25 protein-coding genes are annotated in these 24,816 nt (G+C 60.4%); 14 read left to right on the top strand and 11 right to left on the bottom strand.

Going from position 1 to position 24,816, the window contains the following annotated elements; all coding sequences use genetic code 11:
* The first annotated feature begins 8 nt into the window (after window positions 1-8).
* Window positions 9-1,151, top strand: a complete 1,143-nt coding sequence (locus FDY93_RS11020; RefSeq protein ID WP_138235808.1) for a S1C family serine protease — start codon at window positions 9-11, stop codon at window positions 1,149-1,151.
* Between the two features lie 109 nt (window positions 1,152-1,260).
* Here FDY93_RS11020 and hisD read toward each other — a convergent pair whose 3' ends face one another.
* The 5 genes from hisD to FDY93_RS10995 form a co-directional block, all read right to left on the bottom strand.
* Window positions 1,261-2,577 carry a histidinol dehydrogenase gene (gene hisD / locus FDY93_RS11015; protein ID WP_138235807.1) on the bottom strand — a complete coding sequence of 439 codons (1,317 nt, stop codon included), beginning with the start codon at window positions 2,575-2,577 and terminating at the stop codon, window positions 1,261-1,263.
* 72 nt (window positions 2,578-2,649) lie between these two features.
* Entirely contained in the window at window positions 2,650-3,288 is a 639-nt protein-coding gene (hisG, locus tag FDY93_RS11010; RefSeq protein ID WP_138235806.1) for an ATP phosphoribosyltransferase, read from the bottom strand.
* A gap of 133 nt (window positions 3,289-3,421) precedes the next feature.
* Window positions 3,422-4,684 (bottom strand): UDP-N-acetylglucosamine 1-carboxyvinyltransferase, encoded by a 1,263-nt coding sequence (gene murA / locus FDY93_RS11005; protein WP_138235805.1) that lies wholly within the window; start codon window positions 4,682-4,684, stop codon window positions 3,422-3,424.
* A 66-nt stretch (window positions 4,685-4,750) separates the two neighbouring features.
* A complete protein-coding gene (locus tag FDY93_RS11000) occupies window positions 4,751-4,987 on the bottom strand; it encodes a BolA family protein (protein WP_138235804.1) in 237 nt (78 codons plus the stop codon).
* Window positions 4,988-5,103: 116 nt separating this feature from the next.
* The gene (locus FDY93_RS10995) at window positions 5,104-5,775 is read right to left on the bottom strand and encodes an MlaC/ttg2D family ABC transporter substrate-binding protein (RefSeq protein ID WP_246068548.1); all 672 of its coding nucleotides are present in this window, start codon (window positions 5,773-5,775) and stop codon (window positions 5,104-5,106) included.
* 459 nt (window positions 5,776-6,234) lie between these two features.
* Here FDY93_RS10995 and FDY93_RS10990 point away from each other — a divergent pair, with 459 nt between their 5' ends.
* The 12 genes from FDY93_RS10990 to yjgA all read left to right on the top strand — a co-directional run bounded on the left by FDY93_RS10990 (window position 6,235) and on the right by yjgA (window position 15,839).
* Window positions 6,235-7,206, top strand: coding sequence for a KpsF/GutQ family sugar-phosphate isomerase (locus FDY93_RS10990; RefSeq protein ID WP_138235803.1), 972 nt, complete (start codon window positions 6,235-6,237; stop codon window positions 7,204-7,206).
* A 39-nt stretch (window positions 7,207-7,245) separates the two neighbouring features.
* Window positions 7,246-7,818 carry a KdsC family phosphatase gene (locus FDY93_RS10985; protein WP_138235802.1) on the top strand — a complete coding sequence of 191 codons (573 nt, stop codon included), beginning with the start codon at window positions 7,246-7,248 and terminating at the stop codon, window positions 7,816-7,818.
* A 78-nt stretch (window positions 7,819-7,896) separates the two neighbouring features.
* Window positions 7,897-8,460 (top strand): LPS export ABC transporter periplasmic protein LptC, encoded by a 564-nt coding sequence (lptC, locus tag FDY93_RS10980; RefSeq protein ID WP_138235801.1) that lies wholly within the window; start codon window positions 7,897-7,899, stop codon window positions 8,458-8,460.
* A complete protein-coding gene (lptA, locus tag FDY93_RS10975; RefSeq protein WP_138235800.1) occupies window positions 8,447-9,010 on the top strand; it encodes a lipopolysaccharide transport periplasmic protein LptA in 564 nt (187 codons plus the stop codon). The genes lptC and lptA overlap by 14 nt, the downstream gene beginning before the upstream one ends.
* 69 nt (window positions 9,011-9,079) lie before the next feature.
* On the top strand, window positions 9,080-9,805 hold the full coding sequence (gene lptB / locus FDY93_RS10970) for an LPS export ABC transporter ATP-binding protein (protein WP_138235799.1): 726 nt from the start codon (window positions 9,080-9,082) through the stop codon (window positions 9,803-9,805).
* A 241-nt stretch (window positions 9,806-10,046) separates the two neighbouring features.
* A complete protein-coding gene (locus FDY93_RS10965) occupies window positions 10,047-11,525 on the top strand; it encodes an RNA polymerase factor sigma-54 (RefSeq protein WP_138235798.1) in 1,479 nt (492 codons plus the stop codon).
* A 181-nt stretch (window positions 11,526-11,706) separates the two neighbouring features.
* Window positions 11,707-12,000 (top strand): ribosome hibernation-promoting factor, HPF/YfiA family, encoded by a 294-nt coding sequence (gene hpf / locus FDY93_RS10960; protein WP_105101695.1) that lies wholly within the window; start codon window positions 11,707-11,709, stop codon window positions 11,998-12,000.
* Window positions 12,001-12,051: 51 nt separating this feature from the next.
* Window positions 12,052-12,513: a PTS IIA-like nitrogen regulatory protein PtsN gene (ptsN, locus tag FDY93_RS10955; protein ID WP_138235797.1), complete on the top strand. Its 462-nt coding sequence runs from the start codon at window positions 12,052-12,054 to the stop codon at window positions 12,511-12,513.
* Window positions 12,514-12,630: 117 nt separating this feature from the next.
* Window positions 12,631-13,491, top strand: a complete 861-nt coding sequence (gene rapZ, locus FDY93_RS10950; protein ID WP_138235796.1) for an RNase adapter RapZ — start codon at window positions 12,631-12,633, stop codon at window positions 13,489-13,491.
* A gap of 69 nt (window positions 13,492-13,560) precedes the next feature.
* Window positions 13,561-13,830, top strand: coding sequence for an HPr family phosphocarrier protein (locus FDY93_RS10945; protein ID WP_138235795.1), 270 nt, complete (start codon window positions 13,561-13,563; stop codon window positions 13,828-13,830).
* Window positions 13,831-13,903: 73 nt separating this feature from the next.
* Window positions 13,904-15,271, top strand: a complete 1,368-nt coding sequence (gene mgtE / locus FDY93_RS10940) for a magnesium transporter (protein ID WP_138235794.1) — start codon at window positions 13,904-13,906, stop codon at window positions 15,269-15,271.
* A 37-nt stretch (window positions 15,272-15,308) separates the two neighbouring features.
* Entirely contained in the window at window positions 15,309-15,839 is a 531-nt protein-coding gene (gene yjgA, locus FDY93_RS10935; RefSeq protein ID WP_138235793.1) for a ribosome biogenesis factor YjgA, read from the top strand.
* On the opposite strand, the gene FDY93_RS10930 is transcribed toward yjgA, so the two are convergent.
* From FDY93_RS10930 to mpl, 5 genes are all read right to left on the bottom strand, one after another.
* Complete coding sequence (locus FDY93_RS10930) at window positions 15,806-16,453, bottom strand: esterase/lipase family protein (RefSeq protein WP_171018963.1); 648 nt, start codon at window positions 16,451-16,453, stop codon at window positions 15,806-15,808. The genes yjgA and FDY93_RS10930 overlap by 34 nt on opposite strands.
* A gap of 60 nt (window positions 16,454-16,513) precedes the next feature.
* Complete coding sequence (locus tag FDY93_RS10925) at window positions 16,514-19,162, bottom strand: efflux RND transporter permease subunit (RefSeq protein WP_138235792.1); 2,649 nt, start codon at window positions 19,160-19,162, stop codon at window positions 16,514-16,516.
* Between the two features lie 66 nt (window positions 19,163-19,228).
* Window positions 19,229-19,501 carry an Rdx family protein gene (locus FDY93_RS10920; RefSeq protein WP_138235791.1) on the bottom strand — a complete coding sequence of 91 codons (273 nt, stop codon included), beginning with the start codon at window positions 19,499-19,501 and terminating at the stop codon, window positions 19,229-19,231.
* 16 nt (window positions 19,502-19,517) lie between these two features.
* Window positions 19,518-20,144: a flavin prenyltransferase UbiX gene (locus FDY93_RS10915; protein ID WP_138235790.1), complete on the bottom strand. Its 627-nt coding sequence runs from the start codon at window positions 20,142-20,144 to the stop codon at window positions 19,518-19,520.
* Between the two features lie 31 nt (window positions 20,145-20,175).
* Window positions 20,176-21,573: a UDP-N-acetylmuramate:L-alanyl-gamma-D-glutamyl-meso-diaminopimelate ligase gene (gene mpl / locus FDY93_RS10910; RefSeq protein WP_138235789.1), complete on the bottom strand. Its 1,398-nt coding sequence runs from the start codon at window positions 21,571-21,573 to the stop codon at window positions 20,176-20,178.
* A gap of 364 nt (window positions 21,574-21,937) precedes the next feature.
* Here mpl and FDY93_RS10905 point away from each other — a divergent pair, with 364 nt between their 5' ends.
* Entirely contained in the window at window positions 21,938-23,206 is a 1,269-nt protein-coding gene (locus tag FDY93_RS10905) for a 6-phosphofructokinase (RefSeq protein WP_138235788.1), read from the top strand.
* A gap of 85 nt (window positions 23,207-23,291) precedes the next feature.
* Here FDY93_RS10905 and FDY93_RS10900 read toward each other — a convergent pair whose 3' ends face one another.
* Window positions 23,292-24,680, bottom strand: a complete 1,389-nt coding sequence (locus FDY93_RS10900; RefSeq protein ID WP_138235787.1) for a glutamine synthetase family protein — start codon at window positions 24,678-24,680, stop codon at window positions 23,292-23,294.
* Between the last annotated feature and the right edge of the window lie 136 nt (window positions 24,681-24,816).

Raw genomic sequence — 24,816 nt, 5'->3', positions numbered from 1 at the left:
AGCTGCCGGTGTCACTACAACGTTTTCTGCAAGACTGGGCCATTCCCACAGCCATCGGCCTCGGCGTTGCCGCGGCACTCTTGCTGCTGTTCCCCCATCTTCGCGGGAAACCGGAGCAGGCTCCGGCCATTGCAGAATTTCAGGGCCCGGTGTCCTATGCCAGCGCGGTCAACCTGGCGGGCCCGGCGGTGGTCAACATTTTCACCCGCAAAACCGTGTCCGAGCGCAGCCACCCGCTGTACAACCACCCGTTATACCGGCGCTTGCTGGATAACATGAACATCCCGCAGCGGGAGCGCATGCAGTCCAACCTGGGTTCCGGGGTAATCGTTGACCGCGACGGCTACATTCTCACCAATTACCATGTCATTTCCGGCGCAGAGGAAATTGCGGTGGTGCTATCGGACGGGCGTGAAGCCCAGGCGGCCCTGGTGGGGTCGGATTCCGATTTCGACCTGGCAGTGCTGAAAATCAACCTGCCCAATCTCACCACCATCGAGGTGGGCGATCCGGACAAGGCTCAGGTGGGGGACGTGGTGCTGGCCATCGGCAACCCCTTCGGCGTCGGCCAGACTGTCACTCAGGGGATCGTCAGTGCCACCGGCCGCGACCTTAGCAAGACCGGCACCGGCAGCTACCTGCAGAACTTTATCCAAACTGACGCGGCGGTGAATCCGGGCAACTCCGGTGGCGCACTGGTGGATGCCAGAGGAAAGCTACTGGGCATCAACACGTCCATCCTGAACCAGAGCGGCTCCTCCGGTGGAATCAGCTTTGCCATCCCCGCCAACATTGCCCTCAAGATCATGCAAGACATCATCGAATTCGGGCGCGTGGTGCCGGGCTGGCTGGGGATCGAGGCGCAGACACTGTCACCTCAACTGGCGCGGTCATTCAACCTGGCATCGACCAACGGCGTCATCGTCACCGCCATTTACAATCAGGGTCCGGCGCACCAGGCAGGGCTCAAACCCGGTGACGTGATCACCCACATCAACAATGATCCGATCAATGACGGCCTGCACGGCGTCGCCGCCATGGCTATATTGAGGCCCGGGGAAGTGGTCACTATCACTTACATCCGAAAGGGGGAGATCCAAAACACCCAGGCTACGATTTCGGAAAAACCCCAGTCCCCGAGCAAGAGTTAACCCGCAACAAACAGGGCGAAGCCTCAGGATAGACGGGATTTAACGGCCGGCACAGATCTCGGGGTTCAATAGCGGGCGGAGACTCAGCACCGCCCCTCCGGCTCACTTCTCACACACCGCCTTCGGTCACGCGATAGGTCGCCGAGCGTGCGTGCGCGTCCAGTCCCTCCCCCTTTGCCAGGGTCGCGGCCACTCGGCCAAGCGTATCGGCGCCCTGCGGCGAACAGTAAATGATGGAACTGCGCTTCTGGAAATCGTAAACCCCCAGCGGTGAGGAAAAGCGCGCAGTACCACTGGTGGGCAACACGTGGTTGGGCCCCGCACAATAGTCACCCAGCGCTTCCGCGGTATAGCGCCCCAGAAAAATTGCACCGGCGTGGCGGATACGCGGCAGATACTGCTCCGGATCGTCGACGGAAACCTCAAGGTGTTCCGGCGCGATGCGGTTGGATACCTCAATCGCCTGCTCGATATCGCGCACCAGAATCAGCGCACCGCGGCCGGCAATGGAGCGACGGGCAATCGCCTCACGGGGAAGCGTTTCCAGCTGTTTTTCCAGCGAATTCGCCACCGCGTCCAGAAACGCTGCGTCGGGACTGAGCAAAATGGACTGCGCCTGCTCGTCGTGCTCCGCCTGGGACAACAGGTCCATGGCAATCCAGTCGGGATCCGTCTTGCCGTCGCAGATCACAAGAATCTCGGAGGGGCCGGCGATCATATCGATGGCCACCTGGCCGAATACCGCGCGCTTGGCGGAGGCGACAAATATGTTGCCGGGACCAACGATCTTGTCCACCCGCGCAACCGTCTCGGTGCCGTAAGCCAGCGCGGCCACGGCCTGGGCGCCGCCAATGGTGAAGACCCTGTCGACGCCGGCAATTGCCGCGGCCGCGAGCACCAGATCGCTGAGCTGGTTGTCCGGAGCCGGCACCACCATCAATATCTCGTCTACACCCGCCACCCGCGCGGGAATCGCGTTCATCAGTACCGAGGACGGGTAGCTCGCCTTGCCACCGGGCACGTAAATACCCACCCGCTCCATCGGCGTGATTTGCTGGCCGAGTACGGTGCCGTCAGCTTCCCGATACTGCCAGGATGACTGCAGCTGGTGTTCGTGGTAATCGCGCACTCTCTTGGCGGCAGTTTCGAGCGCCGCGCGCTTTTCCGCGGAAATTCGCTCCAGCGCATCGGTGAGCGCTGCGCGGTCGAGGCAGAAGTCGCCGGCACTTTTGAGGTCCCGACGGTCAAACCGGTTGGTGTACTCAATTACCGCGGCGTCGCCGCGCGCCTTAACCTCCCGCAGGATTTCTGTCACGGCAGAGATCACGTTCTGGTCCGCGACCGACTCCCATGCCAGCAATTGCTCAAGGGCCTGCGAGAAGTCGGGGCTGCCGGCGTCCAGCCGACAAATGGAAAATTCACTCATGGTTTTCAGTCGAAATTACAGCGCAGCCACAGGCCACATTAAACATCGCGTCGAATTGCCGTCGGCCGCAAATCAAGCGGTTTCCCGCGCACAAACCGCATGCCTCAACCGCTCGATCAGTGTATTGATCGGGCCGTACTTCATTTTCATGGACGCCTTGTTCACGATCAGGCGGCTGCTGATATGCGCGATATGCTCCCGAGCCTCCAGGCCGTTGGCCTTCAGGGTATTGCCGGTATCGACGATATCCACAATCTCGTCCGCGAGATCCATCAGCGGCGCCAGTTCCATCGCCCCATACAGCTTGATGATGTCGGCCTGGCGACCCTGGGCAGCGTAATAGCGCTTGGCGGACTGCACAAACTTGGTGGCCACCTTGATACGCCCCTTCGGCAGAGCGGCACCCTTGATGCCCGCGGTCATCAACCGGCAGCGAGCGATCTTCAGGTCCAGCGGCTCGTAGATATTGCTGGTGTCGTGCTCAAGCAGGTTGTCCTTGCCGGCGACACCGAGATCCGCGGCACCGTGCTGCACATAAGTGGGCACATCGGAACCACGCAGGATCAGCAGGCGCACATTGTCCTGATTGGTCGGGAATATCAGCTTGCGGCTCTGGGCAATATCTTCCAGCGGCTCAAGACCGGCGGCGGCCAGCAGCGGCAATGTTTCCTTGAGAATACGCCCTTTGGTCAGGGCAATCGTGATCTGCATAACGTTTATGATTGTTGAATTGCCCGGCCGGTGCCGGGCAGAAGAATGGCAAGAGCTTACTCCACTCTTGGTTTCCCGCGCCAATACAAATCCAGAATAGCGCTAGACAGCAAGCATCTAGCGCAGCGGTAAATCAGCCTGGCACGCGACGGATATTGGCACCCAGCTGCTGCAGTTTTTCCTCGATACATTCGTATCCGCGATCGATGTGGTAAATACGATCCACCGTCGTGGTGCCCTCGGCAACCATACCGGCAATCACCAGGCTCGCGGAAGCGCGCAGATCCGACGCCATGACCGGCGCCCCTTTGAGCTTCTCAACCCCAGTCACAATGGCGGTGTTGCCCTCAAGCACGATGTTCGCGCCCATGCGATTGAGTTCGTGCACCTGAATCAGACGGTTTTCGAAAATGGTTTCCACCACCGTCGCTTTGCCTTCCGCCACCGCATTCATCGCAGTGAACTGGGACTGCATATCGGTGGGAAACGCGGGATAAGGTGCCGTGCGGAAGCTAACCGCTTTTGGGCGGTTGCCCTTCATATCCAGCTCGATCCAGTCGTCACCGATACCGATGTGAGCACCAGCCTCCTCAAACTTCACCAGCACCGCATCGAGGATATCCGCGCGGGTGTGAGTCAGGCGCACACGACCGCGAGCCGCAGCGGCGGCGGCCAGGAAAGTGCCGGTTTCGATGCGGTCGGGCATTACCGTGAAGGAGCAGGGGTTCAGCCGCGGCACGCCGTGCACGCGGATGGTGTCGGTACCCGCACCCTCGATCTGCGCCCCCATAGCGGTCAGGAAATCCGCCAGATCGACAATTTCCGGCTCCCGTGCCGAGTTGTGCAGCACCGTGGTGCCTTCCGCCAACGCCGCCGCCATCAACAAGTTTTCGGTACCGCCGACGGTGACTTTTTCCATCACGATGTTGGCCCCCTTGAGGCGACCATTGCTGCGCGCGCGAATAAAACCTTCGTCGATCGTGATTTCCGCCCCCATCGCCTCTAGCCCCTTGAGGTGGATATCCACCGGGCGGCTGCCGATGGCACAACCACCGGGGAAAGACACATTGGCCACGCCGTGACGCGCCAGCAGCGGACCCAGCACCAGAATGGACGCGCGCATGGTTTTCACAAGATCGTAAGGCGCCGTCAGATCGTTGACAGAGCGCGGATCAATCTCTACCCCGAGCCGCTCATCGACGGTAATCTCGGTCCCCATGCAGCGCAGCAGGGTAATCATGGTGGTGATATCGTTGAGGTGCGGGAGATTGTGAATCTGCACCGGGCCATCGGCCAGCAAGGTCGCGGCCAGAATCGGCAGTGCGGAATTCTTGGCTCCGGAAATTTTCAGGGTTCCGGAGATGGGGCTGCCCCCTTCGATAATCAGTTTGTCCATTCGAACTGGTTTCCCGTAGCGAAACAATAATCCCTGGCAAGCCCGGAGCCCGGCAGGGGAAAGAGGTTACTGACCGGCCTCTTCCGGAGTGAGGGTCTTCATCTGCACCGCGTGCAGGGTGCCGTCGGCAATTCTGTCGGACAGAGCGCCGTAAACCAGCTGCTGCTTCTTAAGCCGGGAAAGGCCGTTGAAGGCCTCACTGACGATGGTCAAATGCAGGTGACTACCTTCGAAAGACACGTCGGTAACCTGGCTGCCGGGAATCTGCCCTTCAATGAGGGCCTTGATCTGATCTGGTTGCATAAAAGTAAATACAGGTGGGAATTTCAGTCGGAATTAGAGCCGGCGCGAAGTGTACTGGAAAGCGCCCGCCGGCGCAGCCGCGATTCCGCGGGCTGCGCCCTGATATTGATGTGTGCTCAGCGCGCGCCATCCGCAACCTTGTCGGCCGCAGACCAGCTGGCAATCACCCGGTCGATGTCGCCGCCATTCGCCTGCATGGCCTGGGAAAACTGACCGCGGAATGTCTTGCCGAGATTGACGCCATTCAGGATGACGTTGATCAGTTTCCACTGGCCACTCTTGTTGCGCACCAGCGTGTAGGAAACCTTGGTCAAACCTTCGGGACTGCGCACCTCCTGCAGCACATTGACCCGATTGCCACTGGGGGTAGAACCGGGATTCACCACCTTCACATCCATATTGCCGAACGTGGCGACGCCGCGGGCAAAGGTCGCGACCAGGTCACGCCGGAAAGTGCTGGAAAATTTTGCGCGCTGCGCGGGCGTGGCCTGCTTCGCATAGCTGCCCATAACGCCGCGGGCGATGAAATCGAAATCCACCACCGGTGCCAGCACCCGATCCACGGAGGCGTAATAGCCCTGCGGATTCGAGCTGACCTGCTGTCCCTCGGAGCGAATCACCCCCAGCAGCTGATTGGACACATTTTCGATCGTGGCATAGGGGTTTTCAGCGGCGCTGGCAAAGGGTGCCAGACTGCACAGCAGAACAGTGGCAAGCAGCGCCCTGGCCCCGCGCGCAATCGCGGATTGAAAAACTCCGGTCTGGTTGGTCATGAAAAGTGCGCTCACAGAAAATCTCCCATTGGCAATTCGTCCCTTGGATGCACACAACACCAAAAAGTGTCGCAGCGATGCGGAATTATCTCACTGGCGAGTACTGACAAGGTGAAATCCGGGCCCCGTCCGACGCAGCAGCTGACAATAGCGGCGGCAAACTATACCATGGCGCCGCCGCGAACAAGCGGCACTGGGTCACTTTCACCCCCGCCTGACGGCAACGTCTATCTCGGCGGCGTCAGCGCAAGTGTCCCTCAGCCGCGCCCGCAACCGATATGTGACGCGAACCTCTACGTTGCCTCCGCGGATACTACAAAGGTTAGCACGTCAGCCCGCGGGCCAGCGGAACGAATACGGGCTGCCGCTGGTCGCAACAGACAGGGCCGCACGCCCCGCGCCCTCCAGTATATGGACGCAGATACCGGCCGATAGCGCCCTTGCCTGCCCCGGGAATTCCACACGAGAGATGTCATGGGAAAAGATCTGATCATCCAGGCCGGACGCCGCACCATATCCATGGAAACCGCCGCCGTAGCCGCGCTCGAAGGGCGTATTGGTGATGACTTCAACCGCGCCTGCGAACTGATCCTGGGCTGCCCAGGGCGTGTCATTGTGTCCGGCATGGGCAAGTCCGGACATATCGGCCGCAAGATTGCCGCCACCCTTGCCAGCACCGGCACACCGAGTTTTTTCGTGCACCCAGGCGAAGCGAGCCACGGCGATCTCGGCATGATCACCCGCCAGGATCTGGTCATTGCCATTTCCAATTCCGGGTCGTCCGCCGAGGTACTGACCCTGCTGCCGCTGCTGAAGCGACTGGGCATTCCCATGATCAGCATGACCGGCAAGCCAGACTCCCCCTTGGCTCAATCCGCCGATGTAAACCTGGACATCTCGGTGGAAACCGAGGCCTGCCCACTGAATCTGGCCCCCACCTCCTCCACCACGGTAACGCTGGTGATGGGCGACGCGCTGGCGGTGGCACTACTGGAGGCGCGCGGCTTTACCGCGGAGGATTTTGCCTTTTCCCACCCGGGCGGCGCACTCGGACGCCAACTGCTGCTGAAGGTGGAGGACGTGATGCACGCGGGTCAGGAACTGCCGCAGGTTTCCCCGGAAACACCGCTCTCCCAGGCACTCTTGGAAATGACGAGCAAAGGCTTCGGTATGACGACCGTAGTAGACAGCGACGGCCAGCTTCAGGGCGTCTTCACCGACGGTGACCTGCGCCGGGTCATCGACCAGAAGATCGAGCTGGACACCGCCACCATGAGCAAGGTGATGAGCCGCAGACCGAAAACCGTGAGCGCCCACATCCTCGCCGCAGAAGCCCTGCGCATTATGGAGGACAACAAGATCACCGCATTGGTGGTGGAAGATCCGGAACACCATCCGGTGGGCCTGCTGCACATGCACGACATACTGCGCGCCGGCGTCATCTGACACAACAGCGAAATAGCGAATAGATAGAAGGACACCCGTTTGAGCCAGCACTCCCCCTCGCACCAGGGCTGCGACCGCGACCTGAGCATCGAACTCAAACTGAGCAAGGTGCGCCACCTGATACTTGACGTGGATGGCGTTCTCACCGACGGCAGGCTGTATTTTGACAATCACGGCAATGAGCTAAAAACCTTCCACACCCTGGATGGACACGGCATCAAAATGCTGCAGAAATCCGGAGTGGGCGTAGCCATCATCACCGGCCGCCGCAGTGCAGTGGTGGAAAAGCGCGCGCACGACCTGGGCATCACCCGCCTGATTCAGGGCCGCGAAGACAAGTACAGCGCCTTTTTGGAACTCTTTGCCAACGAGCCCTACGATCTCGCCCAGATCGCCTATGTCGGAGACGACTATCCTGATTTGCAGTTGATGACCCGGGTAGGCTGCCCTGTCGCCGTCCCCAACGCCGCCGCCCCAGTCAAAGAGCGCGCCCTGTTCGTCACCGAGCGCGAAGGCGGCCTCGGCGCCGTACGGGAGGTCTGCGACCGCATCATGCGGGCACAGGGAACGTTTGACGCCGCACTGGCCCCCTATCTCGCCAGCGACACCTGAAAACTGAACCTTCAGCCCATATAAAGGGTTGATCCGGCGGCCGCCACCCCGGCTGCCACACAAGGAAACGGACACAGCATGCGCACCTGGTTACCACTTGTCATCGTGGTCGCACTCATATCCCTGGGACTGTGGTTTACCGAAAGCCCGTCTGAGCAACTGCTTGGCAAGCGCCCGACCCAGCAGGAACACAGCAAGGCGGCGGACCTGATTATCCGCGACGCCCGCACGCGCCATTTCAGCCTCGAAGGCACGCTCGCCTACGAGGTGGATGCCGAGCGCGTTACCTTTTTCCAGTTTGCGCGCCGGGACCGCGCGGACCTCACGGAACCCCGCATGGTGTTCTACCAAGGCGAAGACACCAAATGGCGCACCGAGTCACACACTGGCGTTGCCTATGACAACGGGCAGAAAGTCGAGCTGGAGGGCGATGTTTCCATCATGGAACTACCGCAACCGGGCATCACCCTGCGCACGGAAAAAATCACGATCAAACCCCGCGAAGAATTCGCCGAAACGGACAAAGTTGTTACCATTACCGACGGTGCCAACCGCACCACCGGCAAGGGACTGCGGGCCGATCTCAAACAGGACAAGGTAGAAATTCTGTCAAATGTGGAAAGCAGCTATGAACCCCGTTGATTTGCGCCGTGTCCGCCTGCCGGCGACCGCCAGTGTCCTGTGTGCTGCCGTTGCCGCCGCACTACTGCTGGCGCCTCAGGTTCACGCGCTCCCCAACGACCGCGAGCAACCGGTGAAGGTGTCCGCCGACAAACTGGAGGCCAACCGCAACAAAAACCTGTCTGTGTACAGCGGCAACGTGGTCATCAGCCAGGGCTCGCTGCAGATTCGCGCCGACCGTGTGGAAGTTCACGGCAACGCCAAAGGGGAGATCAACAAGGTGGTTGCCACCGGCGCCCCCGCCCACTTTCAGCAACAGGTGGAAGAGAGCACCAGCCCGGTCAAGGCCCGCGCCAAGCGTATCGAATTCCTGGTGAGCAGCGACGCCCTGCAACTCAGTGGAGAAGCCTTTGTAGATCGCGATGGCAACACCCTGTCCGCCGAGCGCATTGACTACGACCTGAAAAGCGAGCAGATGCAGGCCCAGGGCCAGTCGGAAAAGGAACGCGTGGAAATGATCTGGAAGCCCGAAGCCAAATCAGAGTCCAAGCCGGCTGAAAACGGCCAGTAACCGCCCACCCACACAACCCGAACAGTCAGAAAAAGCGGCGAACCCGCCGCGCAGTTAGCGGAACTCACTATGCCGACGCTCAAAGCGCTCCACCTCGCCAAGCAGTACAAGAAGCGCAAGGTCGTTAAGGATGTCTCGGTGAGTGTGTCCAGCGGCCAGGTGGTCGGCCTGCTCGGCCCCAACGGCGCCGGCAAAACCACCTGCTTCTACATGATTGCCGGTCTGGTGCAGGCCGACGCCGGCCAGGTAATGATCGACCAGGAAGACATCACCGGCCTCTCCATGCACGGCCGCGCGCGCAAGGGCATCGGCTACCTTCCGCAGGAAGCCTCGGTGTTTCGCCGCCTGTCGGTAGAAGACAATATTCTCGCCATTCTCGAGACCCGCCGGGATCTGGATCGCAGCCAGCGCCGCCAACAGCTGGAATCACTGCTGGAGGAATTCCACATCACCCATATCCGCGAAAGTCTCGGTATGGCGCTGTCCGGCGGTGAGCGGCGCCGGGTGGAAATCGCCCGCGCACTGGCCACCAACCCCGCTTTCGTATTGCTGGATGAACCCTTCGCCGGTGTGGACCCCATCTCCGTGAACGACATCAAGCAGATCATCCGCCACCTCAGGGACCGCGGTATCGGCGTGCTGATCACCGACCACAATGTGCGCGAGACCCTCGATATCTGCGAGACCGCCTACATCGTCAGCGAGGGTCACATCATCGCATCCGGCGACCCCAAAGATGTGGCCGAGAACAAACAGGTGAAAGACGTCTACCTGGGACACGAGTTCACCATCTGACGCCATCCGGGTGAAATCATCAGCATTTCACCCCGGAATACCGATTCCCATCACAATTCTGACCGAAGCGACCGAAACAGATAACTCTTTCGGCACGCTTATTGCTTGTTTTCGCACCCCTTGCCACTTGTGTTCCGCACTACCCCGGGGTAGTCTGCAGGCGATGAGCAATCTGCCGCCGCACAAGCATCAAATGTGTCGCAGCGGCGCAACGCCAGCATTTTATATCGGCACACCCCCTATGAAGCAGTCACTCCAGTTAAAACTCGGCACTTCGCTGACAATGACGCCGCAACTGCAACAGGCGATCCGCCTGCTGCAGCTGTCGACGCTGGAGCTGCAACAGGAAATCCAATCCGCCCTCGACAGCAACCCGCTGCTGGAATCGGACTTCGACGAGCACGCCGGCGAGCAACTGCAGGAGCAGAACACCCCCGCTACCATTGAGCACCAGGCCCACGATGGCGCCGAAAGCAACCGCGAAAGCCTCAACGGTGAATCCGAGTCCAGCGCCGACGGCGACTGGAACAGCGATATCCCCGATGACCTGCCGGTAGACACCCGCTGGGACGACATTTACACCAACAGCAGTCACGCTGGAGGCGAGGGCGAGGAATACGCGCTGGAGCAGCGCAACGCGGCGGTGGAGAGCCTGCAGGACCACCTGCTGTGGCAGCTGAACCTCACTCCACTGACCCCGATCGACAAGCTGATCGGCGAGACCCTGATCGACGCCATTGCACCCAATGGTTTTCTCGACATCAACATCGAAGACCTCGCAGCATCTTTGGATGTGGACGTGGAAGAGGTGCTCGCGGTACTGAAAACCATCCAGCAGTTCGAACCGGTGGGCTGCGGCTCCCGCGACCTGCGCGAGAGCCTGCTGCTGCAATTGCGCCAATTGCCGGAAAACACACCCTGGCTGGCGCAGGCGCTGGTCGTGGTAGGCCAGCACCTGGACTTGCTGGGCAAGCGCGACTTCCGCCAGCTAAGCCGCCGCACCCGCCTGAGCGAGACTCAGCTCGGCGAGGTGATGCGCCTGATTCAGACGCTCACCCCCTATCCCGGAGAGGCCTTTGGTGGCGAGGAACCTCAGTACGTGGTGCCGGACGTGATCGTCAGCCGCCGCGACCAGCGTTGGCTGGTGGAGCTGAATCCCGAAACCACGCCCAAATTGCGCATCAACGACGCCTACGCCGCGCTCATTCGCCGCGCCGATAACTCTGCCGAGAACAACTACCTGCGCGACAATCTTCAGGAGGCGCGCTGGTTCCTGAAGAGCCTCCAGAGTCGCCATGAAACCCTGCTTAAGGTGGCAAGCTGCATCGTCGAGAAACAACAGGGCTTTTTCGAGCTGGGGCCTGAGGCCATGAAGCCCATGGTGCTGGCCAACATCGCCGAGACCATCGGTATGCACGAGTCCACCATCTCGCGGGTAACCACGCAGAAGTACATGCTCACGCCCCGCGGTGTGTTCGAACTCAAGTATTTCTTCTCCAGCCACGTGAGCACCGATTCCGGTGAGGACGCCTCCTCCACCGCCATCCGCGCCCTGATCCGCAAACTGGTGGATGCCGAGCAACCGCGCAAGCCGCTGTCAGACAACAAGATCACTCAGGAGCTGGACAAGCAGGGCATCCAGGTGGCGCGCCGCACCGTGGCCAAATATCGCGAGTCCATGGGCATTCCCTCATCCAGTGAGCGCAAGCGGCTGGTATAGGTCGACCAGCTGCGACGCGTGAGTCACAATTTACTGTCGCAGGACCACTCTTCGATCATTTTCTGCCCGACCAATACCCTTACATTGAGTGTATCCTTCCATTCTGGCGCACTTCCTAGTAGGGTTGCCGCCCTGTGCGGGGGTGCGACCGGTTTGTGTTGTACCCGATGAGGAGAAATCCATGCAGATCAACATCAGTGGCCACCATGTAGACCTTACCCCGGCCATTCGCGATTACTGCCTGACCAAGCTGGACAAGCTCTCCCGCCACAATGACCTGATCACCAACGCCCAGGTCATACTTTCCGTCGACAAACTTATCCAGAAAGCAGAAGCGCGGGTTCATGTGAACGGCAACAAGGACATTTTTGCCGACTCGGAATCGGAAGATATGTACGCGGCGATCGACTCGCTCACCGACAAACTCGACCGGCAGCTGCTGAAACACAAAGAGAAATTACGCAGTCACCGCTAGACGTTACCCCCGGGAAACGGCTGGCCTGCACTGTCAGATCACCAGTAAGTTATGACATTGGAAGCATTACTCTCTCCCCGCCTGAGCCTGTGCCACCTGGCGGGGAGCAGCAAAAAAAAGCTATTGCTCAACATCGCGCAGGCGATCTCAGAACAATACCCCAACCTGGATTCCGATACCGTCTTCAACCAGCTGGTGGCCCGGGAGCGCCTGGGTTCGACCGGCATTGGCGAGGGGGTCGCCATCCCCCACTGCCGCCTGCCCGGCTGCGAGCGCCCCATCGGCGTCCTCTGCACCACTTCACCCGCGGTAGATTTCGATGCCATCGACCGCCAGCCGGTGGATCTGTTGTTTGCCCTGCTGGTTCCGGAGGATTCCGACCAGGAGCATCTGGATACGCTGGCGGAAATCGCCGCCCTGTTCAGCGACAGCCGCGTGCGCGACAAGCTGCGCGAAGCCACCACCAGTGACGAGCTCTACGCACTGGCCATCAACAGCGCGGCGGCGGCATAATAGCCCTCGACTTTGTCCGCCGCCCGGCCGCCACCGGACGGCTGCAGATAACCATCCCGGGCAGCGGCCTGCGGCAGCGCCCCTCGCCCTACTGAATCAGCAAGGAGCGCTTGTTCTATGCGACTGGTGATCATCAGCGGCCGCTCTGGCTCAGGAAAGAGCTCTGCCCTGGAACTGCTGGAAGACGTTGGCTTCAACTGCATCGACAACCTCCCCGCCAGCCTGTTGCCGGAGCTGATTCGCCGCGTCACCGAGCACCCACCCCAGGAAACCACCCACCTGGCCCTGGGTATCGATGCCCGCAATCTCTGGCACGATGTGCGCCAGGCTCCCCGGGTTATCAACGAATTGCGCGAAAGCGGCATTGAGTGCGATGTCATCTATCTGGATGCCCGCTCGCCGGTGCTGGTGCAGCGCTTCAGCGAAACCCGCCGCAAGCACCCCCTCAGCGACAGCCGCACCCACCTGTTGGAAGCCCTCAACCACGAGAAGGAGCTACTCGCCCCGCTGGCAGCCATGGCCGACCTGGTGATCGACACCAGCAGCCTCAGCCTGCACCAGTTGCGCGACCAGGTTAAAACCCGCGTGGTGGGCAAAGACTCCCCGGGCATGGCGATCCTGTTCCAGTCCTTCGGGTTCAAACACGGTGTACCGGTGGACGCGGACTTGGTGTTCGACCTGCGCTGCCTGCCTAACCCCTATTGGGTCGCAGAGCTTCGCAACAAAACCGGGCTCGATCCGGAAGTGGCGGAGTTTCTGCGCGCACACGACGAGACCGAGGAAATGCAGCGCGACATCACCACATTTCTCGAGCGCTGGCTGCCCTCATACCAGCAGAGCAATCGCAGCTATACCTGCGTCGCCGTCGGCTGTACCGGAGGCCGCCACCGCTCGGTGTACATGGTGGAACAGCTGGCCAAGCACTTTTCCAGCGAATTCAAAAACATCCAGGTCCGCCACCGCGAGCAGCAGAAATAAACCGGTCTCATAAGCCGGGCATTTGCCATAAAAGAACAACATCAGCACACACAGCGCCAGAACAACCCTATGCAGAAAAGCCGCATTACCATCATCAACAAACTCGGGCTCCACGCCCGCGCCGCCAGCAAGCTCGCCCAGACCTGCGCACGTTTTTCCTCGGACGTGAAGGTGCACTGCCAGGGCAAGGCGGTGGATGGCAAAAGCGTGATGGCACTGATGCTGCTGGCGGCCGGCAAGGGTGTTGAGCTGGAGCTGGAAGTCTGCGGTCGCGATGAAGACGCCGCGCACGAAGCCATCTGCACACTGATCAACGATCGCTTCGGTGAGGGCGAATAACACTCTACATGATTTCGGCCTGAGCGCCGGTATAATGCCGCCACCCGCCGTTCCCCCCTGATCAGGTATCCCCGTGCCCAACCCCGTCACCGCCGACATTAATTTCCACGCGCAGAATCAGCTCGGCGAGCTGTATGCGGCGCTGGACAGTGGCACCGGGCGCGAAGTGCAGCGGATGCTGCAATCCCTCTCCCCCCAGAGTATTGCCCAGCTGCTGGAAAGCTCCCCTCCGCGCATTCGCCAGGTGCTGTGGAAGCTGATCGACCGGGAAGTCGAGGGCGAGGTTCTGCAGGAGCTGGCGGACGACGTCAAAGCCCAGATCCTCTCCATCATGGACACCGAAGAAATGGTGGCCATTATGGAGGGCCTGAACGCAGACGACATCGCCGACATACTCCAGCAATTGCCGGAGCGGGTAATGGCGGAAGTACTCTCCGCCATGAGTGAGAGCGACCGCCAGCGGGTGCAGAGCGTACTGGCTTACGACGAAGAGACCGCCGGCGGCCTGATGGACACGGACACCGTCTCCGTGCGCCCGAACCTCACCCTGGATGTGGTGCTGCGCTACCTGCGCCGCCACGAGAAACTGCCAAAATCCACCGACAACCTGTTCGTGGTCAGCCGCCAGGACAGGTTCATCGGCCTGCTGCCGCTGACACGGCTGCTCACCGCGGACCCATCGGTTACCGTGCGCGAGATCATGACCACAGACGTGGAACCGATTCCCGCAGACATGCCGGACTACGAGGTGGCACAACTGTTCGCCAAGTACGACTGGATTACCGCACCAGTGGTGGATGAAAACAACCGCCTGCTCGGACGTATCACCATCGACGATGTGGTGGACGTGATCCGCGAAGACGCGGACCACTCGCTGATGAGCCTCGCCGGTCTCGACGAAGAGGAAGACACCTTCGCGCCGATAAAACGCACCGCGCCGCGGCGCTCCATCTGGCTCGGGATCAACCTGCTCACTGCGCTGCTGGCGTCCTGGGTCATCAACCTGTTCCAGGGAACCATCGACAAGGTGGTGGCACTGGCGGTACTGATGCCTATTGTGGCCAGTATGGGCGGCGTGGCCGGCAGCCAGACGCTGACGGTGATCATCCGCGGCATGGCGCTGGGCCAGGTTGGGCGCAGTAACCTGCGCTGGCTGCTGTCGCGCGAGATCGGCACCGGCGCCTTGAACGGGATTTTGTGGTCGTCGGTCATGGGCGGGATCGCCGCACTGTGGTTTGGGGATCTGCGTATCGCGTGGATTATCATTGCGGCCATGGCGATCAACCTGGTCACCGCCGCCTTCGCCGGCACCCTGCTGCCGGTTGCGCTGCGGGCCCTGCGCATAGACCCCGCGCTGGCGGGCGGCGTGGTACTTACCACGGTGACGGATGTGGTGGGTTTCCTTTCCTTTCTCGGCCTTGCGACCTGGTTTTTCGCCTGAGGCGGGCCGCTGAACTTTTGCCATTCAGAGAATGTACATGCACAACTCCGACGACTTTCAGAATCATGAAGAATTTGATGGTGACCAGCCCAAGAGCAAGACGCGCCTCAAGCAGGAAATGCAGCAGCTGCAGGACCTGGGCAAGCGGCTGACCGAACTCAACGCTACCAAACTGGCGGAAGTGCCGATGGATGCGGAATTAGAGGACGCCATCGCCACCTTCCACCGCATCAAGTCGCACGAGGCCAAACGTCGGCAGCTGCAGTTCATCGGCAAACTGATGCGCGATGCGGATGTGGACGCGATCGAGGCCGTGCTGAACCGCCACAAGGAGCAGGATTTGCAGCGCCTGCGCTTTGATCGTCTGGCGGAGGAGTGGAGAGACCGCTTACTGGATCAGGGCAATGAGGCGCTGAGCACGTTTTTCAACGAGCACCCGAGCGCCGACCACCAACAGCTGCGCAACCTGCTGCGCGAAGCCGGCAAGGAAAAAGCCAGCAACAAGCCACCAACCAACCAGCGCAAGCTGTTTCGCTATCTGCGGGATTTTTTCGTGCAGGAAAGCTGACCGCGGCTATCGGCAGCCGCGCCCCCGAAGACCTCCGCCAGCTCCGCAACCACAATGTCGATGACCTCCGGGTTCTGGGGCACCCAGCGATGGAGACTGACGGATACCTGGTATGCGCGACCAAAAGGCAGGCGGGAGCTGGAGTTCGGCACGATGGTGGCATCGTAGGGCGTCCAAATGGAAACCGGAGCGGCGTCTTCCAGCACCGCCGCATCCCTGTTCAGGTTGCTCAGGAACTCACTGCCGATGCGCAGCTGACGCCCGCCCTTATAGGGCAGGAGATGGGCCCACAGGCTGCCAAAGTGCGGGCTCGAGAGGGCAATGAACTTGTGCACATTGGCGGTGCCGCCCAGCCGCTGCAAATAGTAGCGCGCCACGATCCCGCCCATGCTGAACCCCACCAGCGCACAGGTCTCGCCATTGCCGGTTACTTCCGCCACCAGATCCCGCAACTGCAAGGCCATCGGCTCCATCCCATACCAGCCGCTGTTGGCCTTCAGCTTGATGGTGTGTGCGGTAAATCCCGCCTGCCCCAGGGCGCGCTGCATCCTGAGCATCGACTTGCCCCGGTCGAAAATCCCGGGAATCAGTATGGCAACCCGGCCTTTTGGCATTTTCGTATCATCCAGACGCGAGCGATTTGCTCTCCGCTACCCCGTAAGATTAGAACGCAATTATCCGGTGCACGCCTCAGCCTCTGTCACAAGCTTTCCCGCCGGTGCGTTTTCCACCGGCTTCGGCAGCGGCTTGATCAGCACCAGCAGCAGCGGCAACAGGGTCAGGGAACCCAACAGCGCCGCGGACATGGCGAGCGCGGTCAGCAGGCCGAAATAGATCGACGGCACAAACTTGGACAGCGCAAGAATCGAGAAGCCGGCAATGATTGTGATCGCGGTGTAGAACATAGCGCGACCGATGGTCGCGTGGCTGCGGTGCATGGTCGCCACATAGTCCCCGTCTTTCGCAAACTCCTCGCGAAAGCGGTACAGGTAGTGGATCGCGTGGTCCACGCCGATGCCCACGGTGATCGCCGCAATAGTGATGGTCATCATATCCAGCGGGATATTCGCAAGCCCCATACCGCCCAGCACCACACAGGCAGCCAGCATATTCGGCACCAGCGCGATGACCGACAGCCACAGCGAGCGGAACAGCACCAGGAACATCAGCAGAATGCCCGCGAATACCGCTCCCAGGGTCAGGATCTGTGACTTGAACAGGCTCTGCAGCATGTTGTTGTACAGCACAAGCATACCGGTCTGGCGAACATTCTCCGACGCGATACCCATGTCATTTTCCACATAGCTGTAGATTCGCTGGATCAGTTCGTCGCGGCGCAGGTTTGGATCGGTTTCCATCACCCGCATGGTGATGCGGGCCTGCTGGTCTTGTGGTGACCAGTAAGGGTTTACCAGCACCTGGTTGATCTCCTCCGGCAGACTCTGGCGGGCCACCGCCAGCTCAAAATCATTGAGGCCGCCGTCGTTCAGGTCCTTGGCCACCTTGTACAGGGTGGCGAGGGACTGCACCTTGCCGATCTCAGGCTGTGCTTCGAGGAAATCGTGCAGCTGTTCAATCTGGTTCAGGCCAGCCACGGTAAACCAGTAGGGGTCCGGCCCTTCGCTGGCAGATGCGCCGGAAGAGAATGGATCGTCGGCGGCAAACGGGTCTTCCTCGGCCAAGTCTTCACCCGCGGCCATCTCATCGCCACTTGCCGCTGCGGAGAACTCTTCGTCAGACGCCCCTTCAGCACCGTCAAAATCGGCACCAAATGGATCGTCTTCCGCGTCCAGTTCCGGTACCGCCTGCTCTGGCCTGTTCAACACCACGTCGAGACTGATGGTACCGCCGAGGCGCTGGTCAATCACCAGCATGCCCTGATAGATCTCGGTGGAGTCGTCGAAGTAGTCGATAAAGCGGTTTTCCACTTTCAGGCGGGTGATGCCCACTACGCTGATCACCGCCGCCAGCGCGGCCACGCCCAGCACAATGCCCTTGTGGTTTTCAGTAAAGCGTGAGAATACCTGGGTAAACGCGTGGGAGTTGTCCTCGCCCAGGCCGCCATCGCGTTTCTTCAGCAGCATCAGGCTGGCGGGCAGGATCAGGAAGGAAAGCACCAGCGCCAGCGTCACACCGATGGTCATCATCCAGCCGAAGTCGATCACCGGGCGGATGCCGCTGACCACCAGGGAGATAAAGGCCACCATCGTGGTGAGGCCGGTGTACATGCAGGGCTTGGCCATGAACGCCACAGTGGCAGAGGCCAGCTGGAAGCGATCCCACTCCGGGTGCTCGGCAAAGTACTCCCGATAGCGCACCGCCAGGTGAATGGTGATGGCCAGGGTAATAATCAGCAGCAGAGCCACAAAGTTGGCGGAGATCACCGTCATGCGCCAGTCGAGCCACGACAGCAGTCCCAACATGATCACGGCAGTGGTCACACAGGTAATGAGCGGCAACAGAACCCAGCGGGGCTGACGGAAAATCAGCAGCAGGGTAATGACAATAAACGCCAGAATACCCGCACCGAACACCACCAGGTCGCTCTGAATAAACGCGATCATGTCCGAGGTGATCATGGTGAGGCCGCCGAGGAACAGCTCGGCATTGCCGTCGTAGTGCGCGAGGATTTTCCGTACTTCCTTCACCCGCTCGCGCGCCGCCGCTTCCTGGGCGGTGCGGTGTTGCAGGTATTCCGCGGTAACGGTTTCCAGACGCTGGGTCTGTTCCGCACTCAAACCGTCGCTGTTACGCAGGCGGCGCAGGGCGTCGCGTTCGCGCACCAGATCCAGCCCTTCCCTGTCCAGCTCCAGGTTGAGCATCATGGCGGTAGTCTCGCCATCAGGGCTCAGAATCAGCTCTTTGTAGATCGGGCTTTCAAGAAACTCGCGGCGCACCAGATCCCTTTCGGTTCCGGGAGAGGACAGGGTGCGGATACCGTCGGCAACGTCGGTGATGGACAGCTTGGGACTGTACAACAGCGGTACGTTCAGGATCGACTGCACGCCGGTAACACCATTCACCATAGCCAGCTCGTCCTGCAGCCGGCGCATGGTCGCCAGGGATTCCTCGCTGAACAGGTCGCCATCTTTATAGCGGTAGGTGACCACCAGAAAATCGCCGGAGTTGTAGCGCTCGGAAATTTCGCGGAAGAAATCCAGCGAGTCGTCGGTTTCCAGAGTCAGGGAGTCCGCCGAGGCATCCAGCTTCAGCCGCGGCAGGCCCGCGGCAGCGGTAATGGTCAGCAGCGCCACGAGAGCCAACACGATTTTCGGATGGCCGAGAATCAGTTTTTCGTACCAGGTCTTCAAGCCCAACAACATAATCAGTTCGCTTTTTCTAATACAAAAGAGGCACCGGAGGTGCAGCGTTTTTGGGAATACCCGCGGTTACTTGTCCACGTGGCCGAGATCGCGCTCGGGGAAAAGAATATCCCGCACTTTCTGTTTCAGTTCTTTCGGCCCCGGAAAGCCGCCATCGCGTTTTCGCTCCCAGACCAGCTGGTCGCCAATACGAATCTCGAATACACCGCCAGTACCCGGCTTCAGAGCCACCTGCTCCAGGTCTTCGGCAAAGGTGTACAGCAGCTCCTGCGCCATCCAGGTGGCGCGCAGCATCCAGTTGCACTGCACGCAGTAGTGAATGGTGACGGTCTTATCCATCACGCCCCCGTCCAAGTCAGTTTTCCGTGTTGCCCCAGGGGGGCAGCAGCGTTTGTTCAACATCCAGCTGGCTCAGTATCCGCGCCACCACAAAGTCCACCAGATCCTGCACCGACTGCGGCCTCTGGTAAAACCCCGGGCTCGCCGGCAGGATCACCGCACCCATGCGGGTCAACTTGAGCATGTTTTCCAGGTGGATTTCCGAATAGGGTGCCTCGCGGGGCACCAGAATCAGTTGGCGGCGCTCTTTCAACGCGACGTCTGCCGCCCGCTCGATCAGGTTGTTGGAGGCCCCACAGGCCACCGCCGACAGAGTGCCGCCGCTCGCCGGGCAGATCACCAGGCTGCTGGCGGCACCGGTGCCGGAGGCCACCGGCGAAAACCAGTCGCGCCTGCCAAACAGGATCAACTGGTCCTCCGCCGCGCCGTAGAGTTCCCGCAGATACGAAGCGGTGCGCTCTTCGTCTTCCGGCAGCACCACCTCGGTTTCGGTGTTGATCACGATCCGCGCGGCATCAGACAGCAGCAGCCACACGCGCACCTGTGCCGCCAGCAGGCACTGCAACAAGCGCAAACCGTACTGGGCACCGGACGCACCGGTAATCGCAAGGGTGACGGTTTTGGAGTAAATCGGCTCGGCCAAAGAAGTATCCGTTGCGCCCCGGAATGCGGGGCTATCCGCTGTGTGTCTGCTGCCCGTATTTGTGCTCAAGGGCACGGAGCAGCCGCTGGTGTACACCGCCAAAGCCGCCGTTGCTCATCACGATAACGTGACTGCCGGGGCTGGTCAGTTCAAGAACAGATTCTACCGCAGCGTCGATGCTGTGGAGAACCTTTGCCGGCACGGTGGAATGGTGAACCACCTCATCCAGAGACCAGTTCATCCCCTCCGGCTGGTACCAGAGCACCAGATCGGCGCCGGCGCAGGCCCGTGCGAGCTGCTCGCGGTGGTGCCCCATGCGCATGGTATTGGAGCGCGGCTCGATCAGCGCAATCACCCGCTCCGTCCCCACCTTGGCCCGCAGGCCGTTCAACGTAGTTTCGATGGCGGTGGGATGGTGGGCAAAGTCGTCGTAGACGCGAATACCCTGAATTTCCCCCAGGCATTCCATCCGCCGCTTGACCCCTTCAAAGGCGCCCAGAGCCTCCGCCGCGATGGCGGGCTCCACGCCCACATGGCGGGCAGCGGCAATGACGGCGAGTCCGTTTTTCACACTGTGCAGGCCCGTCTGCTGCCAGTTCACCGCAGCCACCGGCTTGCCTTCCAGCAGCACATCGAAACGGCTGCCATCGGCGGCGATATTCACCGCACACCAGTCGCCCAGGCGCACGCCATCGTCCCGCTCCACATCGAAACGCTGCACCTGGCTCCAGCACCCTTTGTCCAGTACCTGGGTCACTGCATCATCCTGCGCTGCCACCACCAGGCCGCTGGCGGGCACGGTGCGCACCAGGTGGTGGAACTGCTTCTGGATTGCCTCCAGGTCGTCAAAAATGTCCGCGTGGTCGAATTCCAGATTGTTGATGATCAGCGTGCGCGGGCGATAGTGAACGAATTTTGAGCGCTTGTCGAAGAAAGCCGTGTCGTACTCGTCTGCCTCCACCACAAAAAAGGGCGTGCCGCCGAGGCGCGCGGACACCTCGAAGTTCCGCGGCACACCGCCGATCAGGAAGCCCGGGGCCATGCCCGCAAAGTCCAACACCCACGCCAGCATACTCGCCGTAGTGGTCTTACCGTGGGTACCGGATACCGCCAGCACCCAGCGCCCGCCAAGAAAGTGGTCACACAGCCACTGGGCTCCGGAGGTATAGGGCAAGCCCTTATCCAGCACCGCTTCCACCGCCGGGTTTCCCCGCGACAGCGCATTGCCAATGATCACCAAATCGGGCGCCGGCTCCAGCTGCGCGGGGTCGTAGCCTTCGGTCAGCTCGATACCGGCGCGCTCCAGCTGGGTGCTCATGGGCGGGTAAACATTGGCATCAGAGCCGGTGACCTTGTGGCCTTCCGCTACCGCGAGCTGGGCCAGGCTGCCCATAAAAGTGCCGCAGATGCCTAAAATATGAATATGCATGCCAGTTTATTCACTCAGTTCGATGCTGTTGCAACATTAGTGGGGAAGCTGCTGAGACTGTCGGTTCACGCAATCATTCCCTCAAATCCGGAGGCCTGACCCGCGCGAGATGAAGCCCGGTGCGCATTTTGCTTGTGTATATGGCAGTAGCGGATACTGCCAGCCATGATCGGGAAATGGATGCCGCGCAAGCTTATCACGGCCAAATCCGGCAGTACGTGTCGAAGTTCTGCAATTCCATGCAATTGCCATATGAATACATTAGACTTCGCGCCGCGCGAGGCCGCCACAAGAAGCCGCCCGCCAGCACCACGCGCAAGCGTGACTTAAGACGAGAAACCGCGACTGCAGCCATAGGATAGTCATGTCGAAGAAGAATGCCTTTTACGCGCAATCAGGCGGAGTAACCGCCGTCATCAACGCCTCCGCCTGTGGAGTCATCGAGACCGCCCGCCAGCACAGCGACAAGATCGGCACTGTCTACGCCGGGTTGAATGGCATTGTCGGCGCACTCCGCGAGGAACTGATCGATGTCAGCCAGGAGAGCGACGAGACCATCGCCGCGCTGCGCCACACCCCCTCTGGCGCCTTCGGCTCCTGCCGCTACAAACTGAAAAGCCTGGAGCAGAATCGCGCCGAATACGAGCGCCTGATTGAAGTGTTCAAGGCGCACGACATCGGCTATTTCTTCTATAACGGCGGTGGCGACTCCGCCGACACCTGCCTGAAGATTTCCCAGCTGTCGGAAAAGATGGGCTACCCCATCCAGGCCATCCACATTCCCAAAACCGTGGACAACGACCTGCCATTCACCGACAACTGCCCCGGCTTCGGTTCCGTGGCCAAATATGTGGCGGTTTCCACCAAGGAAGCGGCACTGGACGTGGCCTCCATGTGCGCCACCTCCACCAAGGTGTTCATCCTTGAGGTGATGGGCCGCCACGCGGGCTGGATCGCCGCCGCCGGCGCGCTGGCACAGGAGCAGGAAGGCGATGCCCCACATATCATCCTGCTGCCGGAAGTGGCATTCGACAAAGAGAAGTTTCTGAACAAAGTCCGGCAGACCGTCGACGACAAGGGCTATTGCGTAATCGTTGCCTCCGAAGGCGCCCAGTACGAAGACGGCACCTTCCTCGCCGACGCCGGCAGCGTCGATGCCTTCGGCCACAAGCAACTGGGTGGCGTCGCGCCGACCCTGGCAAAAATGGTCAAGGACGAGTTGGGCCTGAAATACCATTGGGCGCTGGCCGACTATCTGCAGCGCGCCGCCCGCCACATTGCCTCCGCCACCGATGTGGAACAGGCCTACGCTGTGGGCAAGGCCGCGGTGGAAGCCGCCGTGGCCGGCAAAAACGCCATCATGCCTACCATTGAGCGCAACGGCACCTGCACAGCCGACTATAGCTGGAGCATTGGCGAAGCCCCGCTTTCAGAAGTGGCCAATGTGGAAAAGTTCATGCCGGAAGAATATATCTCCGAAGACGGTTTCGGCATCAGCCCCGCCGGCCGCGCCTACCTTGAGCCACTGATTCTGGGCGAAGACTATCCACCCTACAAGAATGGTATCCCCCAGTATGCCCGCCTGAAGAAAGTACTGGTGGAGAAAAAGCTGGCGGCAGAATTCAAGGTCTGACACCAGGTTTTTATCCCGCAAAAAAAAGCCCCCGACCTGTTGAAGGCGGGGGCTTTTTAATTGCGACGGCAATTACCGCAGAACGCTATACGTTGAGTAACAGATGCTGGCGCTCCCACGGGGAAATTTCCCGGTGGAACAGTCTCATCTCCTCGCTTTTTACTGCCGCGTACAGCTGGCAGAACCCCTCTCCCAGCGCCTGATGGATTTCCTCCGCGCCCTCGAAAATACGCAGCGCCTCATCGAACGTCATCGGGATGTAAGAGCGCGCCTCCTGCTCTTCATCCAATTCCGATTCCGCTGGTGCATCCGGCTCAACGCGGTTTATCATCCCGAGATAACCGCAGATCAGGCTCGCGGCGATAGCCAGATAGGGGTTAGCGTCCACGCCGATCACCCGGTTTTCCAGGCGTCGGTCCTGGGCACCGGAATTGGGCACCCGCAGGCCGGTGGCGCGGTTGTCGTAGCCCCAGCCGATATTGGTCGGCGCACTGGAATTCGCCTCGGACTCAAAACGCCGATAGGAATTCACATTCGGAGCGATAAATGGCATCACTTCGCGCATATGCTTCTGGGTGCCACCGATAAAATAGCGAAACAGGTCCGTCGCATTGCCGTCATCGTCGGAGAAAATATTCCTGCCGCTGTCGATATCCACCACACTCTGGTGTACGTGCATGGCGCTGCCGGGCTGGTCGCGCATGGGCTTGGCCATAAAAGTGGCAAACATCCCGTTTTTTAGTGCCGCCTCCTTGATGATGCGCTTGAAATAAAACACCTGGTCCGCAAGCCACAAAGGATCGCCATGAGTAAGATTGAACTCCACCTGTCCGGCGCCATCTTCCTGAATCACCGAGTCAATATGCAGGCCGGCGGCCTCGGCGTATTCGTAAATGGTGTCGATCACCGGGCCGTACTCGTCGATGGCTGTCATTGAGTACGACTGCAGGGAAGTGCCCGAACGGCCACTGCGCCCCACCGGCGGTTCAATGGGCTCGTTCGGGTCGATATTCGGCTTGGTCAGATAGAATTCCAGCTCCGGCGCCACAATCGGCTTCCAGCCCTTCTCTGCATATAACGCGATCACCCGCTTCAGCACATTGCGCGGCGCACAAGCGATGGGATTGCCCTGCAGATCCTGCAGATCGTGAATAATCTGCAGCGCCGGCTGCTTCGCCCAGGGCACCGCCATTGCCGTCGACATATCCGGCACCAGCGCCATATCGCTCTCGGCCCACTGGTTTTCGATATCCATCTCCACATCCTGGCCGGTTATGGTCTGGTAGAAAATGGATATGGGCAGGAACACCGGGCTGTCTGGCGAGAACTTGCTGAGCGGCATGGCCTTACCACGGGACATGCCATTGAGGTCGGGAACAATGCACTCCACCTCATCCAGCCGGCGTCCGTTCAGATAGGTGTGAAATGCAGCGGGAAGGTCATCCAGCCAGGATTGTGCGTCAGGCTGACTCATGGGAACTCCGGGTATGAGTAATGTCCAGCGCATTGTAGCGGAAAATGCCGAAGTGGAAATTGGACTTTCCATGGCAACATGACTGAACAAAAGATGCCCGCAAAACAAGGGAGCCATTCCTATAAAGCTCTACGAC

This window comes from Microbulbifer harenosus (assembly GCF_005771435.1).
In the GTDB taxonomy this organism is placed as follows: Bacteria; Pseudomonadota; Gammaproteobacteria; order Pseudomonadales; family Cellvibrionaceae; genus Microbulbifer; species Microbulbifer harenosus.
Note: the sequence above shows the minus strand (reverse complement) of the source record. Positions and strands in the feature narration are given on the sequence as shown.